Source organism: Alcaligenes ammonioxydans (assembly GCF_019343455.1).
GTDB classification, from domain to species: domain Bacteria; phylum Pseudomonadota; class Gammaproteobacteria; order Burkholderiales; family Burkholderiaceae_B; genus Alcaligenes; species Alcaligenes ammonioxydans.
Genome location: NZ_CP049362.1, coordinates 2,019,567 through 2,035,169 on the forward strand (window position 1 = coordinate 2,019,567; position 15,603 = coordinate 2,035,169).

Annotated in this window: 11 protein-coding genes and 1 pseudogene; all 12 read right to left on the reverse strand. The window is 61.3% G+C overall.

Annotated features, from left to right (window positions below; genetic code table 11):
- A complete protein-coding gene (locus FE795_RS09290) occupies positions 1-681 on the reverse strand; it encodes a DotU family type IV/VI secretion system protein (protein WP_081050039.1) in 681 nt (226 codons plus the stop codon).
- A 5-nt stretch (positions 682-686) separates the two neighbouring features.
- Positions 687-2,083 (reverse strand): annotated as a pseudogene (gene tssK / locus FE795_RS17450) (type VI secretion system baseplate subunit TssK).
- Between the two features lie 7 nt (positions 2,084-2,090).
- A complete protein-coding gene (tssJ, locus tag FE795_RS09305) occupies positions 2,091-2,732 on the reverse strand; it encodes a type VI secretion system lipoprotein TssJ (protein ID WP_094196773.1) in 642 nt (213 codons plus the stop codon).
- Between the two features lie 2 nt (positions 2,733-2,734).
- Complete coding sequence (locus tag FE795_RS09310) at positions 2,735-3,139, reverse strand: DUF4150 domain-containing protein (RefSeq protein WP_094196774.1); 405 nt, start codon at positions 3,137-3,139, stop codon at positions 2,735-2,737.
- 29 nt (positions 3,140-3,168) lie between these two features.
- A complete protein-coding gene (locus FE795_RS09315; RefSeq protein WP_165477511.1) occupies positions 3,169-3,840 on the reverse strand; it encodes a DUF3540 domain-containing protein in 672 nt (223 codons plus the stop codon).
- 13 nt (positions 3,841-3,853) lie between these two features.
- Positions 3,854-4,810, reverse strand: coding sequence for a pentapeptide repeat-containing protein (locus FE795_RS09320; protein WP_131070585.1), 957 nt, complete (start codon positions 4,808-4,810; stop codon positions 3,854-3,856).
- The gene (locus tag FE795_RS09325; RefSeq protein ID WP_131070586.1) at positions 4,807-7,308 is read right to left on the reverse strand and encodes a DUF2169 family type VI secretion system accessory protein; all 2,502 of its coding nucleotides are present in this window, start codon (positions 7,306-7,308) and stop codon (positions 4,807-4,809) included. Before FE795_RS09325 ends, FE795_RS09320 begins: the two co-directional genes overlap by 4 nt.
- A gap of 13 nt (positions 7,309-7,321) precedes the next feature.
- Positions 7,322-7,702 (reverse strand): hypothetical protein, encoded by a 381-nt coding sequence (locus tag FE795_RS09330; protein ID WP_219234845.1) that lies wholly within the window; start codon positions 7,700-7,702, stop codon positions 7,322-7,324.
- Positions 7,648-10,206, reverse strand: a complete 2,559-nt coding sequence (gene tssI / locus FE795_RS09335; protein WP_219234847.1) for a type VI secretion system tip protein TssI/VgrG — start codon at positions 10,204-10,206, stop codon at positions 7,648-7,650. Before tssI ends, FE795_RS09330 begins: the two co-directional genes overlap by 55 nt.
- 3 nt (positions 10,207-10,209) lie before the next feature.
- Entirely contained in the window at positions 10,210-12,891 is a 2,682-nt protein-coding gene (gene tssH, locus FE795_RS09340) for a type VI secretion system ATPase TssH (protein WP_131070588.1), read from the reverse strand.
- On the reverse strand, positions 12,878-13,906 hold the full coding sequence (tssG, locus tag FE795_RS09345) for a type VI secretion system baseplate subunit TssG (protein WP_131070589.1): 1,029 nt from the start codon (positions 13,904-13,906) through the stop codon (positions 12,878-12,880). Before tssG ends, tssH begins: the two co-directional genes overlap by 14 nt.
- Positions 13,870-15,588, reverse strand: coding sequence for a type VI secretion system baseplate subunit TssF (tssF, locus tag FE795_RS09350; protein ID WP_003799824.1), 1,719 nt, complete (start codon positions 15,586-15,588; stop codon positions 13,870-13,872). The genes tssG and tssF overlap by 37 nt, the downstream gene beginning before the upstream one ends.
- Between the last annotated feature and the right edge of the window lie 15 nt (positions 15,589-15,603).

The window sequence follows — 15,603 nt, forward strand, 5'->3', positions numbered from 1 at the left end:
TCAATGGTCCATCAACAAAGCGCTGGCCAGATTGGCCAGTGAGTGATCCAGATACAGATACAGCACCAGCACCAGCAGCAAGGGTGCCAGCAGCAGCGTCACCGTGTATCCACTGGGCCGCCCCGTCAATCGCCCGGCTGGCCGCGGGGGCGTGGCCTGTCCGGTACCCGACTGCGGAAACAGCGCCTGTCCCGCCGCAAAACCCGGCATGCCCTGCTCATGACGTATCTGCTCGAGCAACTGCACTCGCCAGGACTCAAACTCACCGGGCGCGCGCGCCGCATATTCACCCTGGAATCCGGCAACCAGCACCAGGCCGTACACCTCACGCACCTGCGTGGCATTCTCGGGCAGGGCCTGCAGCCGTTGATAAAACTCGCTGCCAGCGCGCGTGGTGGCAAAGTAATGACGCTGCAACGGCGTCAAACGCCAGTGTCCGGCTCCGGGCCAGGGACTGGTCATGGCCGCCTCGTCAATCCAGGCCACAATGGCAAACAGGGCGGCGCCGACCTCGGCCTGTTCATAGCCGCGCTCACGGGCGCGCGCGCAGGCCTGATCCAGCGCCTCGATCAACGCCGCACCGCTTTGGGCTGAATCGGCTTCCTGAGAAAAGTGAGTACGCGCCTGACGCATGACCGTCAAAAAGAAAGAAGCCAGGCTACTGTCCTGTATCACGGGCATCGCGCTCACCATTTGCTGACAATCAGTTCAATCTGCAGGTTCTCGGGCGCGCCCAGCGCAACCAAGGACACTGCGCGTGTCTGCTCCAGTGCCGCCCAGCCCGGCGACATGGGATCGATGTAGCAGTACAAGGCTCCCGGACGACGAGGAATGCCGCGTGGCGGTTCGGCCAGTTTGAGCAGCTCGACCCCTCCCAGCGAATGGGTCACCATCAATTCAACCTGATCGGGAGCACACAGCTTGAAGTCGCCCGCCAGCGATTGCAAACGCTCTTGCTGCTCGACTCCGGCATAGGCCACCAGGTGATAGCGTTGCCGAGCGGCAAAAAACGCGTCCGGCAGCTCAGCCTCGTACAAGCCTGCGCTGGCGCCAACAGGCTGCAAACGGATCAGCAATTCAGGAGCCGCAACAATTTCATTGAGCAAGGCGCTGATCAGGGTGCTCATGGCGTGAAACCCCGCTGCCAGATCTTCGTGCTGATACGGCGGGGCCAGCACCTTGCCGTCCCGGGTCTCGCCCATCATGTCGTAGCGTTCCGAGAACGTGGACAGCTCGCCGACCAACTGCCGCAACAAGCCGTAGACCTGCCAGGGATGCGTCTGCGGAGCCTCCAGCACATGATTGAGCATGGGGCCATAACGATTGAGCACCTGCAAAGCCACCAGCAAGCTCAGGTGGTTACCGTCCAGATCCTCCGTCCTGCCCAAGCCGCCAGGTTTAAAGACTTCCAGCTGCCGTGCGCGTCCGGTCAGCTCGTCGCGGATGCGTCGTATCGTCTCGATCAGCCAGGGACTGGCCGACAAATTCAGGCTGGGGGGATGTACTGGCGCTGCAAGCGCGCCTGATCCCCGTCCTGCTCCAGCCGCGCCACAGCCAGCAGTTCATAGTGACCCAGCTGAGGCAATTCCTCGTCCCAGAACACGCGCAAGACGTAATTCATCAAGTCCAGTTGCCCCTCAGGGCCCTGCGCGTAATCATCCGCCACCGTGACCGGATCGGCAGCCGCCACCATGCGCGTGCTCACCGTCTGAGCCTGGCCCGGATCGTCAACCACACTCACATTTGCCTGGCCAGGCATCATGCGCCGCAGTCCAAGGTACACCGTACGGCCAGTGGCCAGATCCGCCAGTTCAAAACCGCGCGACTCAATCACGGCATTGCCGGGATACTGAATGAAACTGCCGTCGCGCAGCCGCGCTGTTAAGGCCAGCACCCTGAAATCCAGCGTCTGCAATGCCGCCTCGTCCAACTCCAGTTGCAGCACACCCCATGGGTACGGCTGAGTCTGGGCCATGAATAAAGCCAGACGCTGGTAGAACAGATTGTCGTTATGCTGGAAATGCTGGGGCTGCAAAAACAGACCCTGGTGCCAGAAGATCGGTTGCAAAGGATGAACGCTCATGAAATCTCTATGGGTGTTGGTGACCGACGGGCCAGGGGCCCGCTGCCGGCAAGGTGGCCGGGGGCGGAATGACAGTATCAGTCTGACTCTCGATGATGGCTTGCGGGCCCAGCCGCAGACGAATGCGCAACGGCTCGGGCCGGGCCTCGTACTCACGGAACATCAGGCCATGGCTGTCAAGCTTGGCGCCAAACTGATAAAGACGGGTGCTGCGGGCGGGGTCCAGGTGCTGATAGCCCAGCGCGACGGCGACGTAACGGGCCTTGTCCATGCGTGCCAGCCGGATGCGCCGCTTGACGCCCGGCTCGATAAAAATACGATCCAGACTGAGCAAACCCGTCGGCGCGCTATCGGCCATCAACAGACTGGAGAGCTGATCGGGCCTGCTTGAATACGGCTCAAACACTGAGGGTTCGACCATCTGCGCCACCACCATCAGCACCGTATGCGCCTGCCCTCCCCAGGTGTTCAACTGTGGGTCGGCATTGACCTCCAGCACCAGCGCATCACGCTCGTACTCCCACTGCAGATCCTTCAAGGCCTCGTCCTTGGACTTGGTCTTGAACATGCCGCAGCCGGTCAACACCAGTGCGGCCAGCAAGACCAGCGCGGCGCGGCGACCCATACGAACACTATGACTGTGCCTCATCCTCAGCTCCCCACCATCACCGTACTTTGACTAGGGCTGATCACCGTCCCGACCGAATTGACCGGCATGCCGTTGTGGCCCGTCATGCAGCCCATCCGCACAGCCGGTTTGCCACCCACCATCACCGTCATGCTGCCGTTCATGAACTGCACTTCACCTTTGATTCGATTGCTGGCTACGCCGCCGACGGTGCCAACCTCATCACCGCTGCTCATCATGATTTTGCTGGCCTGATTCAAAGCCGGCATATTGACCACCAGCACATTGCGCACCAAGCCCGAGGGCTGGGCCATCTGCGTCGTCGCCAGATTGGGAAAAGGCGTAGGCACGGGACCGGCCGGAGTCGGCACCTTGCACACATCGGGAATTGCATTGGCCTGCGCCCCGCCATTGTTGAGCATGAACATAAATAAAAATCTCCTTGGCAATACCGGGCCTAGCCCAGATGCACCTGCTGGCCGTCCACGACCACACGTTGGGCGCCACGCAGCTCAGCGCTGCGGGCCCGCACACGCCAATCCCGCTCGATGACCAGCCGCTGAGAGGCAGCCGCATAGTCATCGTGTCCCGCCACACGCGTAACGCGCTGACCAGCATGTAGCTGGCTCTGGCCATCGACCTGCTGACGCTGGCCGCTATACTCCTGCCGCTGTGCAAAATAGCTGTGCAGGGACTGTCCGGCCAGATGCACGTTCCGGGCCTGTAACAGATACTGTTCCGCCTGTAGCGCCACATCCGCCCCTTGCAGCACTACGGCCTGCGCCGCTTGAAAATGCAAACCGCCGCCAGTCTGGACACGGACGCTGCCAGCACTGCGCACCACGGTATCAGCGGGCAGATGCAGCTGCGCCGTCTGACCGGTGCGCTCCAACACCGCCAGGATGTAGGCCTGCCGCCCATCGAACGTCAGCAAGACCAGATCGCCTACTTGTGGCTGCAACAGGCAGGAGGCTGCCAGCGGTGCAAAGCAACTGCCCATCGTGCCAAGCACGCCCCAGCGCTGGCCGGCCTGGACATAGACTTTGGCCGGCACGGTTTGCCACTGAGCGACCTGCGAGGGCTCCTGCGCGATGGACGGCTGCTCAGAACCTGAACTCAGACAAGACATCTGCATCTCCTTTTTATAGAGCCGACAAAGTCCAGCGCGCGTCGGCACGCCAGCGCTCGGCCTGCAGGCGTGGGATATCGTCACCCTGCAGATCTTGCTTGTCACAGCCATCCCAGCACACCTGATGCAGATCGGCTCCGTGTACGCGCATGCCTTTGGCCTGCGCGCTGCTCAGATCAGCCCCTTGCAAACGCGCATAGCTCACATCGGCATATTCCAGACAGGCGCCCGACAGGCAGAGCCCCTGCGCATGCGTATGCCCCAGTCTGGCCTGTGCCAGACGGGCTCCGCGCGCACTGGCCTGCGGCAAGCGTGCATAATTGAATATGGCCCCCTCCAGACGGGCCCCGTCCAGGCAGGCTCCATCCAGCGTGCTGTAAGCCAGCGACAGAAACGGAGCCACAATCTGCGACAGGTCGGCTCGCTCCAGATCACAATGCTCAAACGCACATTGTTCGAAACGGCCTTGTGCCAGATGCGCGTGCGCCAGACTGGTGCGACGCACCTGAACCTGAAACCACTGCGCGGCCACCGCCTGCAAGCCAGCCGCCTCACAATCCATCCATAAGGCCGGCCCGATTTGCTCGGGCAGGCGCAAGCCCCTCAGATCGCAGTGTTGCCAGGTCACGCCGTGCATGAGTGCCTGACTAGCCTGCACCTGGCTCAAATTGCACTGCAGCCACCAGCCATCGTCCAAAGAGGCCGCGCTCAAATCCGCGCCGCTGAAATCGCAGCGCTCAAAGTGCGCCCGGCTCAGTGCGGCCCCGCTCAAGCGCGCCCCCTGGAACTGGCAGTCGACCAGCACCGCATCCGATAAATCACAGGCGCTCAGATCGGCACCGCGCAGGTTCAATCCGTCCGCCCGCAAACCGTCGAATTTCAAACCACTATATTGACCGCCGGACAAATCCAGATCTCGAATTGGGCCCTGCTCGATCAGGGCCAGCAACTGCTCTGCACTCAAACTCATCGTGATTTACCTCCTTGTGTGTGTCGGGCCCAGTCAGGCAAATGGCCTAGCAGCGCCCCTTCCAAGTCCACGCTACGCACTGTGGCACTGCCCAGTTGCGCTCCATACAGATTGGCTCCACGCCAATCGGTTTGGTCAATCAAGGCGTAATCAAACGCCGCATCCAGAAAATTGGCGCCAGGCCAGCGCGCTCCTGTCCAATTCACTTCTTTGAAAATGCTTCGTGCAGCTTGCACCTGCCAGCCCGTCGCAGCGCGTAAATCGCAGATCTGTAAAAAAGCATCGCTCAGATCAGCCTGGTCGAAGCGGCTGCCGCCCAAGTCACTGTCCTGCATACTGGCCCCCCGCATATCGGCAGACCGCATATCGGCCTCACGCAAGATGCAGCCACTGTCCAAGCGCACATCGGCCATCTGCGCGCCCACCCAGTCCACAGCGTGGCCCTGCGCGCCGGAAAAAGTGGCGCCCCGTAATACCGCTTGCGAGAAACACGCCCGATCCAGCGTGCATTGCGACAGATCAGCGCCATCCAACTGTGCGGCATGCCAATTACTGCCTGCCAGACGGCAACTCGTCATTCCCAGGCGCTCGGCCTGTGCCTGGGCAAAGCCGCCACCTTCCAGCGAGCAGTTTTCCCATTGCCCAGCAGCCAGTCGGGCCGCGCTCAGAACAACGCCCTGCAAATCACAGTTCTGTAAACGAGCACCGGTCAGATTCAATGCATCGATCCTTTTGCCCGCCAGAATGCATGCTTCCAACACGGCGCCGCTCAGATCGGCCCCGTCGAGCTCCACACCCCGCAGATCCAGCCCCATCAGATGACACCCGCGCAGGCTATGGCCCGCCTGTCGGTGGGCATGAAATTGCTCCAGCGTGTCGATAAACTGCTGCGGTGCTCCTTGAGCAGCCAACCCAGCCTGCAACACGGCCAGCTCGGCAGCCAGACTGTCCAGACGCTGATCCATTTCGGCCAACTCAGCGTGCAGGCTAGTCCCTTGCTCCTCCAAGGCATCAAAGGCGGAAGGCGGCACATCGGCCCAACCGGCCTTGGCAGCCTGTATCTCGGCCAGCATGTCCACCGGTCCGGAGGTCGAGGGGGCGCGAGGTAATTGCGCCAGCGCCAGCAAGGACTTTTCATCCAGCTCCAGACGCGTGGCCACGTCCTTGACCTGCGCCAGCAACTGGTCCTGTCCCTGTTGCAAGGCATGTTCGATGCTTTGCAGCGGATCGCTATCCTCGGCCTTTTCGCTCAGAACCAGAGCGGCCAAAGGCGCAATGCGCGGCAAGGAAACCGGGCTATACGGAGCCAGACGTTCTTCCATATCCGCAATCCAGGCATTGCCCTGCGCTCGACCTTGCTCCAGGCTGTCCTGCAACTGGGCCAGGATCTGCGGGTCCGCCTGCGACGCGTCGGCCATCTGCGGCAGGTCGCTCAACGGCTCCATCTCTTTGTCCTGCGGTGTTTCGTGCGCCATACCCTGCGCACCAGCGGCTGCATGCAGCGCTGTCCAACGTGCCTGCAGATCAGGCAGGCTGCCAGCCGGCTCGTGCGCGTACTCGGTAAAGACTGCCGCAGCGGCAACATCGGCCGCATCGGCACGCTGGACCGGGATGCTGGCCCGATACAGCATCAGGACACGTTCATCTTGAGGAAACAGCCACACCGTATCCAGATCAAGGACCGCCTCCTCAATCCGTTCACTCCCTTTTCTGCGCAGCAGCAAACGGGGGCGCAGGCCTGGCAGGCGGCCCGACACTTCCGGTCGTTGCGGATGCATCCCCTGCACACGCCAGGACTCCGTGCCTTGCCAGTAACCATCCCGTACCTGATCCTGAGGAAAAGCATCGAACAATCGCGGATCAGTATCATCAGGCAGCCAGGGAAAGCGCTCTTTCTCCCAGCGTTCATCCACCGTCCCCACCCAACGCATGCGTGAGCCAGCGCCAGCGGGCAGACGCGTCAATATCGCCGGCCCCCATCGGTCAGCCGGCGAAAGCACCGGCGTATCCGGATGTTCGGTATGAGGCAGCAAGACACCCTGCGCCTGCTCCGGGTCTTTCAACCACCCGCAACCGTATGGGTTTTCGTTGTAGCCTGCGCCACCATACGCCTGGCGCAGGGTCAAGGGCAGCGACTGAAACGGCTCGGCAGCACTGGCACGCCAACCTGCCAGCGTGTGTTGCCAGCGACGCGTGCCATGCACATGGAGGGTTTTTTGCAAGTGGCCCAATTGGACCTGGACCGCCATGGCCGTCGTGTGCTGCCCAGGGGGCGCCCAGGCCTGTCCCGCTACGCCATAACTGCCCCGTGTCTTTTTCAAACCCGCATCAAAGGCCTCATCCGGAAAATGCGCCAGCAACCACGGCCAGGCCTGGGCTTCGGGCAGGCATCCGCCCGCTTGCCAGACATAGCCCAAGGTCACCACCCAGCGCGCTTGACCTGCCTGGGCATGGTAGGCCTGCATCAGCAGCACATCATCGGGTTTGTCGATATCCATAGGGGCAATGTTCCTAATTGAGCTTCACAATGCCGTTGGCCTTGATATTGACCGAGGCCGTGCCATTGATGCGTACGTTCTGGCCGGCCACATCAATCATGGGAGCCTTCATGTAAACCACCGTGTCTTTCACCTTGAGCTGCCCCGTCATGGACATGGATTCCAGAATCACACCGGCATTACCCGCTTTAATCACGACCTGAGCCTTGCTGATCTTGATCTTGGAGATCAGGACTTCCCAGGACAGCAAAGACGTGGGCGCTCCAGTTACGGTGGCATTGCCAGCGATCAGCGTATCGATTCCTCCGGTTCCCACGACATACTTGATTGTGCGGCTGGTCAGCGAGTAGGCATTGGCCACCGTAATGGACTGCTTGCCATAGGTGCCCTCCATATCCACCACCTTGGTGCTTTGACTGCGCACCACCCGTTTCTCGGCCCCAGGATGATCTTCTTCTCATCGCCTTTGGTAATACGGCTCTGATCGCTCAACTCGACTTTGGTGTAGTCGCGCAGATCCAGCTCCTTGGAGCCGCTATACTTGATCCCCACGCTATAGCCCACGGTAATGCTGCTTTTGAGCGAGGCTGAGGCACTGACTTCCGCGCCCAGCGACGTGGATATCTTGATGGGATTGACATTCAGCAGCGAAATATCCAGCACCTTTTCCGGTGCCTTGATGTAGGACACATCCACCCAGCCATCGGTCCCTTCCTTGACCTTCTTGGCCGATTGATTGATCTCATCCATCAGTTCTTTGAACTTTTCGCTGGACGTTTTTTCCTTCTTTGCCTCCGTCGTATCCTTCTTGTCTCCGGTATCCTCGCCCGCTGCCTCCCCTTCTTTTTTCGGTTCCTCAGATACGGACTTGCCTTGCTCGAGCCTGTCCAAAGCGCTATCTAGTTTGGCCAGTAGGGCTTGCAACTGCTTTAAGGCCCCATCCAGATCAGGCTGCCCGCCTGCCGTGGCCTGCGCATTCTTTTGCAGTTGGGCCAACATCTGCGCCAACAGCGCCCGTTTGGCCTCCAGGGCTTTCATCTGCACGGGCGCGGTGGCCGTCGGCAAGCTGGCCTCCTCTTCCAGAAAGTCGGCCATGGCCTGATTCTGTGCCTGCTTCAGGCGTTCGCGCGGTTCGGGATCGGTATCAACATTGCCCTTGTTGCCCACTTCCAGGTGGTAAACACCAGGCACTTGTTGAATGAACGAGCGTCCCAGCAGGCCCATATGCCCCTGTGTACTCAGACGCACGCCCGAGCGATGGGGGCTGGCCGGGTCCGCGCCCAGATGGAAAGTGCTCCCCAGCGTAGGCGAGGACAAACGCGTATGCTGGGCGCCCAGTCTGTCCTCGAACTCCAGAGCATTCTGACCGGCCGTGCGCAAGCCCGGCTGAGTCGCCGTATCCTGATTGCGAATGCTAGGATTTTCTTCGTTTGGAATGGCCGAAACAATCACCGGCCGGTCCGGGTCGCCGCCCAGAAACGACACCAGCACCTCCGTTCCCTTGAGCAAAGGAAAATTCATGCCATGCTGGCTGCCCGCATACGGCGTGGCCATGCGCACCCAGGCGGAGTTGCCACCATCGGGGCGATTCGCATCAACAGGGGCAAACAAAAAGCGTATGCGGTAACAACCGTGCTCGTTGATCTGGGCATATTCGCCCTGGCCTTCGGCCACGACGATCGCGCTCAAGAAGCCAACCACACGGGGCTTGGGAGTGACGCGCGCCGGGCGAAATTGACGCACCTCGGGCAGCACCGTCAAGGAAGCCTGATAAAAAACCTGCTCATGCCCCGCCGCACCACTTTGGCGCGGCAAGGGCTGGCGCCCCTCGTGGCGCAGCGCAATCACAAAGTAGCGCTGGTTGAAATCGTGGCGGAAATGCTCATGCAACTGCACGGGATAACCGGCCCGTACTCCCGGCGCCAAAGCCACACCCTGAAAACGACTACGCTGGCAGGCAATTTCTTCGGCACGCAAGCTCGCCATGCGCTCGCCATCGTCCTGCTTGCTGAAGTGGGCCCCATAGATCTCCACACTTCCCACGCCATCGAACCTGTCTTGTGGCGGCTGCCCCTGCGGGTCGATAGCCGCTTTCATGGTCAGATTCAATGAAGGCTGGCTAACCGAGAAATCCCGCAGCACCACCGAGCGCGGCGACACACTCAGCGCATGATCGAAACGCGAAACCCCAATCCGATTCTGTTCACCGCTCAAGGCACCGGCCGGTCGCCAATACAGGGGGACAGCCTGCCGAGGCTGGTCCGTGCGCTCATGACCAAACACCAGAATTTCATGGTCTGCGCCCTGTTCGAACCAGTAGTAGACGCCCTCGTGCTCCAGTCGCCGCGAGAGAAAGTCCAGGCTGCTCTCCTCGAACTGACAAATAAACGCAGTGCGCGTCGCCATCAACAGGTCGGAGGACAAACGCAGGCAATACTGCGCGCCGGCATCCTGGGCTGGCTCGCCTTGCCGGCTCAGGCCGCACTGCGCCAGTACCATGCGAATGATGGTGCCCAGATCAGGTTTACCGCCTGCCTGTGCATCGGCTTCCATATAGACTCGCGACAGGCGAAACATGCGCAGCAGCGCCATTTGCGGCTCAAGCACGGCTCGATAATGGGCAAAGCCATCATCACGATGCGTCTGCCGCAATTCGGTAATAATGCCGTGCCAGGGCAGCCAACGCTCCTGCGCATCAAGCACGCTCAAGGTAGCACGCGCTCCCAGCAGTTCTTCCAGATCGATATCGTCGCGTGCGGAGGCCAGCTCGATCTCGAAACGATAAGGCCGCGACACGGCCTCCTCGCCGGACCAGCGCGTCACCAGAAAAAGGTCAGGATCGGCCAGGCCACAACGGAAGCTGGCCAAGGCCTGTTCGGTATCGTAGTCATTGAGCATGCCTTAGCTCCCCATCCGTATCACCCAGGGCTGCGATGCCTGCGGGCCCACATCTACACTCAAGGCGGTCGAGCCATCACCGTCGGCCATCCAGGCCAACACCCGGTCAGACAGCGCCGGCAACAGGCTCTTGCGCAAAATAAAGTCGATATTGCGCGCGCCACTGTCTACCTCGGTACAACGCGCCGCAATGGCCTGAGCAACTGCGGGGGTAAATTCCAGACTCAACCCATTGCTAACTTGCAAGCGCTGCACGATGCGAGCCAGCTTTATCTGCACAATCTGCGCCAAAGCCTCATCCGACAGCGTGCCGTAGGGTACCACCGTCATGCGCGCCAGCAGAGCCGGCTTGAAATGCTGCGACAGTGTCGGGCGGATACGCTCGGCCAGTTCATCAGTCTGCGGCGGGGGGGACTCGGCCCGGGCGGCCGTCACGATGTCGGTGGCCAGATTGCTGGTCAGGAAAATGACCGTATTGGAAAAGTCGATCAGCCGACCTTCGCCATCGGCCAGCGAGCCTTTGTCAAACACCTGATAAAACAGATTGACCACATCCAGATGAGCCTTTTCCACCTCGTCCAGCAGCACCACACTGTAGGGCCGTTTTCTGACAGCTTCGGTCAGCACGCCGCCTTCGCCATAGCCCACGTAGCCGGGAGGTGAGCCGACCAGCCGGCTGACAGTGTGTTTTTCCTGAAATTCGCTCATATTGATGGTGGTCAGCGCCTGCTCACCGCCGAACATCTCATCGGCCACCGCCAACGCTGTTTCTGTCTTGCCCACCCCCGAAGGACCGACCAACAAAAACACGCCCAGCGGCTGGCGCGGATCGCGCAAGCCGGACTGCGCCGCCTTAAGCACCTGGGCTATCTGCGCGAGGGCCTCATCCTGACCCCGGATGCGCTGACACAACTGCCCCGCCAGTCCCAGCACGGCACTGGCCCCATCGCGCTGCATCTTGCCCAGTGGCACGCCGGTCCAGTCCGAGACCACCTGCGCGACCGTATCGGGCCCGACCTCCGTAAACAAGAGAGGGGCATCGCCCTGCAGGCGGCACAATTGCTCGCGTGCCTGGCTCAACGCCTGGGTCAAATCCTCGGGCGACAAGTCCGGCTCCACCGCCGCATCACCGTGTTCAGGTCCGGCCTTGTCGGGGTCTGCCTGCAAGCGGGCCAGACGCTGCCGCAAATCCAGGACCTGCTCGGCAGCTGCCCGTTCGGCCTGCCAGCGTTCGACCAGCGCATCCAGATCCTGTTGGTCCTGCTGCACGTGTGCATCGATCTGCTCAAGACGCGCCGCCTCGATACGATGACCGTGCGCCTGATCGCGTTCCAGGGCCTCACGCTCGCGGGCCAAACCCGCCAGACGACGTTCTATCCGCTCCACCCCGGCAGGCTTGACTCCTAGACTGATACGCACGCGGGCTGCTGCCGTATCCAATAAATCCACAGCCTTGTCCGGCAACTGTCGACCCGTGATGTAGCGCTCCGACAAGGTGGCTGCGGCCTGCAAGGCATCGTCGCGCACGCTCACACCATGCACCGCCTCGTAGCGGCTCTTGAGCCCACGCAGTATCTGCACCGCCGTGGCACTGTCAGGCTCGTCCAGTCGAATCAATTGAAACCGTCGCGTCAGGGCCGGATCGCGCTCGAAATACTTCTTGTACTCGGCCCAGGTGGTCGCGGCAATGGTGCGCAGCTCACCACGCGCCAAGGCCGGTTTGAGCAGATTGGCGGCATCGCTGCCACCGCTGGCGCCACCGGCGCCAATCAGCATATGCGCCTCGTCGACAAACAAGATAATGGGCTGCGGTGAGGCCTTGATGGCATCAATCACACCACGTAGCCGTTGCTCAAACTCCCCCTTGACGCTCGCCCCGGCCTCCAGCAGCCCCAGGTCCAGGCCCAGCAAGCGGGTACCGCGTAAAAACTCCGGCACATCGCCTTGCTCGATGCGCAAGGCCAGCCCCTCGACCACCGCTGTCTTGCCCACGCCGGGTTCACCCACGCAAATGGGGTTGTTCTTGCGACGACGCGCCAGAATGTCGATCATCTGGCGGATCTCATCGTCACGCCCGAATACCGGATCTATCTCACCGCGCGCCGCCTTGGCGGTGTAATCTTCGCAAAACCGCGCCAGTGCGCTATCAGCGGCCGAGGTCGCCGTGGGCGGTGCCCCCTTGGACGCGTCGAGCGGCTCGTAAGCCTGCTCAGCCGACGTCCCGGTCCAGGCGGCAAACTGCTTGTGCAATTGCTCACTGGAGAGGGCGCGCAAACTCTCGCCCCACGGTGTACCTGCGGCGTAATAACCCAGCCGCATCAACAAGGCCAGCAACACGGCACCACTACGCACATGGCGGGCCCCCAGATTGACCGAGGCGACCAGCCAGCTATCTTGCAAGCACTCCGTCAGCATGGGCGAGAACACCGGGCGACCCGGATTGCCGCTTTTGAAGCGTGCCAGTGCATCCTCCAATTGGGCGGCCAGTCGCAGGCTATCAATCTGGCTCTGGGCCAGAATGTGTGCCAGATCGCTGCCCGTCTCGCTCAGCAGGCGATGCAACAGGTGCTCAATGCTGATTTCATAATGCCCCCGTGCCAGGGTCAGGCCTGCGGCAGACTCCACGGCCGCTGTGCACAAGGGATTGAGCCTGGCAAACAAAGGCTTTAAGTCAACGAGCATCATGATCATCGTTCTCCGCAGTAAAAAGATTCAAGCCGAAACGCACCGGCCGCTCGGCCAGTACGCGGCTACGGCCTTGGCCCAGCCATGTATTGCATCCCAGCCGCTGCCAACCCCGGCCCAGACAGGCCCCCTGGCGCTGCTGCGGCTCCAGCCACAACTGCAGCTCACACTGCAGCGGAGCCTGTAAATACCAGGCCACGGTGCGGCTGACCCGATCAAACAAGGGCGCACCCGGCAATAAGTCGTGAAACAACTCGGCCTGCAAAGGGCCAATTTCGATATCGGCATTGCCGGCGCAATCGAGCACCTGTTCGCCCAGCACACTGTCCTCACCCAAACTACAGGCCTGTCCGCCCAAGCGGCTGCGATAGACCGGGGCAATGCGGACAAAGCGCGGTGCACAGGGGTGGACCCGCACCGGCAAGCCCCCCAACAAACCTGCCAACAGGCTTTGCAAACCCAAGGCGGAACGTGACTTCATGCCCAGATTGCCGGCAAAAGGCAGGAGCGCCTGCGCATCATCCTGGCGCTCAGGCGTCTCACGAAGCCCTACCAGGGCATATAGTTGGCGCAGGCGCTGGCCGTCACGACGCTCGTGCACAGCCAGCCAGATGCGATACTTTTCCCAAGCCTGATACAGCAGCGGATAAAGCGCCGCATGCACAATGTCGATAAAGTCGCGGCGGGCCGAATATCCCTGCATCGCCTCTTGAATCAGGTCCTCGGTATAAAACGTGGGCAGCGGCGAGGTCACCCCATACAAGCCAAAGAAATTGGCTTCAATATGAAAACGGCCATCGACACCGCGTTCGACCTTGGCCAGATCCGACTCGGGGAATGCCAATGTCAGTGCCGGCCGAATACGCACGCGCTCGCGCAAGGCCGCATCGTCGCCCAGATGCTGGCGCAGCAAACGCGCCGCCTGGAAAAAGCTGTATTGGGGGGCCTGGGTCTGCAAATCCTGCAGCAGCCCAGCCTCTACAACAGGCGTTGCTGACCGATTTGCGCTGGCCATTGCAGCGTCTCCCCATGGACCGTGTCATGCAGCGTCAAGGCGATGAAGGTATTCATCGTGGCGCAGCCGGACAAAAATTCGTTCAAGACAGAACCGAACAGATACAGGCTGCCGGGACCTGAGAAATGATCTCCTGCGCACTCGATGCGAACCGTACTGCCCTGCACAGGCATGCCGCGCACCATGCGCCGCTGGCTTTGCACCTGCACCTGCTGAATAGATTCGATCTGGCGCAATCCGGCGGCCCGCTGCCCGGACTCCCCGCGTTGCTCGGGCAGATACAGCAACAGCAATTTGCGCAGACTCTCGGCACTGGACAGCGCCATCTGATTGGCCTGCATGTGCGAGAGCACGCGCCAGAGCAAATCCTGCGCCAGATAGGGTTCGCGATAGGAGGTGACCCCGGTGATGTTGGAGAAGGTCACCCGCACCGGCGACCGGTCGGTCGCCTCGCAGATCTCGCCCAGGCGCAGATCATCCGGCCCATTGCCGTCTGTGCAGCTCAGGCGCAAGGACAGGACCTGCTCACCGTCTTGCGCCAGCCCAGCGCCTGGCAAGCTTAAATAATGCTCACAACCCGAGCCCAGTGCCGAGGCACGTACGCGAATGTGATAGGACTGGGCGCCCGGCACACAGTCGCTGGCCGGCTGATAGCCTTGTTCCAGCCCATCCGCACTGCGCAAGTCCACCCGGTCCACACTGTAAATCTGAGCACCCTGACGCCCCGTGACTGGCCGGATACGATATTCCGGCTGCCGGTGATCCACGTACAAGGGCTGGCCATCCAGGGGGTACAAGTTGACGGCCGGGCTCGCATGCAAGACAAAATTGTCCACGCTGACCTCAGGAGCCCAGTCGGGCAGACGGTCAAACTCAAAACGCAACACCAGCCGCGTCCCCTGACGGGCACGCCAGCGCTCCAGCCCCTTTAATTCCAGAAAACGCAGCTTTTCGGGCAGGGCAAAATATTCATGCAAAATGCGCCAGGCCGGATGCGCGCCTGCCGGCCAGGGTAATAAAGGATAGGCGGGGTCAAAGCCAAACGGACGCAGACACGCCGGCTCCAGCCGCACCATGCTGCCTTGGGGCGAGCCGACATAGATGGCGCGCGTGTCACGCATAAGAATTCGAAACAAGCCGCTGGCCACCGTCTCGCTGCCGCCCAGCCACAGCCGTAACGAGTCCCCTTCCCATTGAGCGGCATCCAAGCCTGTCAGAGCCAGTTCCAGCACCAGCGCCGGCACCTGACTGGCGCGCTGGCCTGCATCCCAATAGGCGTGTTCCAGACGCAAAGGCTCAACAGCGACCGGATAAATCGCATTGAATACCGCGCGTTCACCGCGCTCGCCGGAAGAGGAAAAAGTCGTACCGACCGGCACCTGCAAGGTTTCACCGGTCACGCTGCGCGGACTGTACTGCATGATGGTCATGCACGGCACCGGCCGCAGGAACTGCGGAAACATCAGTTGCGCCAGACTTTGCACAAACTCAGGAAAATCGTCGTCCAGACGCTGGCGCACAAGCCCCGTCATGAAGGCCACGCCTTCGAGCAGACGCTCTACATCCGCATCGACCGCGGCCGCACTGCCCAGCAAGGGGGCCAGAGCGGGATTGCGACGCCCAAACTCCGCGGCCAAGGAGCGCAGATTATGCAGTTCCTGTTCGTAGTATCGATTCAACATTCCCATTTCCCTGGA

Bases quoted from the DNA above. Each gene is read 5' to 3' on its own strand.
- FE795_RS09290 (WP_081050039.1), bottom strand. From the start codon at position 681: ATGCCCGTGATACAGGACAGTAGCCTGGCTTCTTTCTTTTTGACGGTC.
- tssJ (WP_094196773.1), bottom strand. From the start codon at position 2,732: ATGAGGCACAGTCATAGTGTTCGTATGGGTCGCCGCGCCGCGCTGGTC.
- FE795_RS09310 (WP_094196774.1), bottom strand. From the start codon at position 3,139: ATGTTCATGCTCAACAATGGCGGGGCGCAGGCCAATGCAATTCCCGAT.
- FE795_RS09315 (WP_165477511.1), bottom strand. From the start codon at position 3,840: ATGTCTTGTCTGAGTTCAGGTTCTGAGCAGCCGTCCATCGCGCAGGAG.
- FE795_RS09320 (WP_131070585.1), bottom strand. From the start codon at position 4,810: ATGAGTTTGAGTGCAGAGCAGTTGCTGGCCCTGATCGAGCAGGGCCCA.
- FE795_RS09325 (WP_131070586.1), bottom strand. From the start codon at position 7,308: ATGGATATCGACAAACCCGATGATGTGCTGCTGATGCAGGCCTACCAT.
- FE795_RS09330 (WP_219234845.1), bottom strand. From the start codon at position 7,702: ATGGAGGGCACCTATGGCAAGCAGTCCATTACGGTGGCCAATGCCTAC.
- tssI (WP_219234847.1), bottom strand. From the start codon at position 10,206: ATGCTCAATGACTACGATACCGAACAGGCCTTGGCCAGCTTCCGTTGT.
- tssH (WP_131070588.1), bottom strand. From the start codon at position 12,891: ATGATGCTCGTTGACTTAAAGCCTTTGTTTGCCAGGCTCAATCCCTTG.
- tssG (WP_131070589.1), bottom strand. From the start codon at position 13,906: ATGGCCAGCGCAAATCGGTCAGCAACGCCTGTTGTAGAGGCTGGGCTG.
- tssF (WP_003799824.1), bottom strand. From the start codon at position 15,588: ATGTTGAATCGATACTACGAACAGGAACTGCATAATCTGCGCTCCTTG.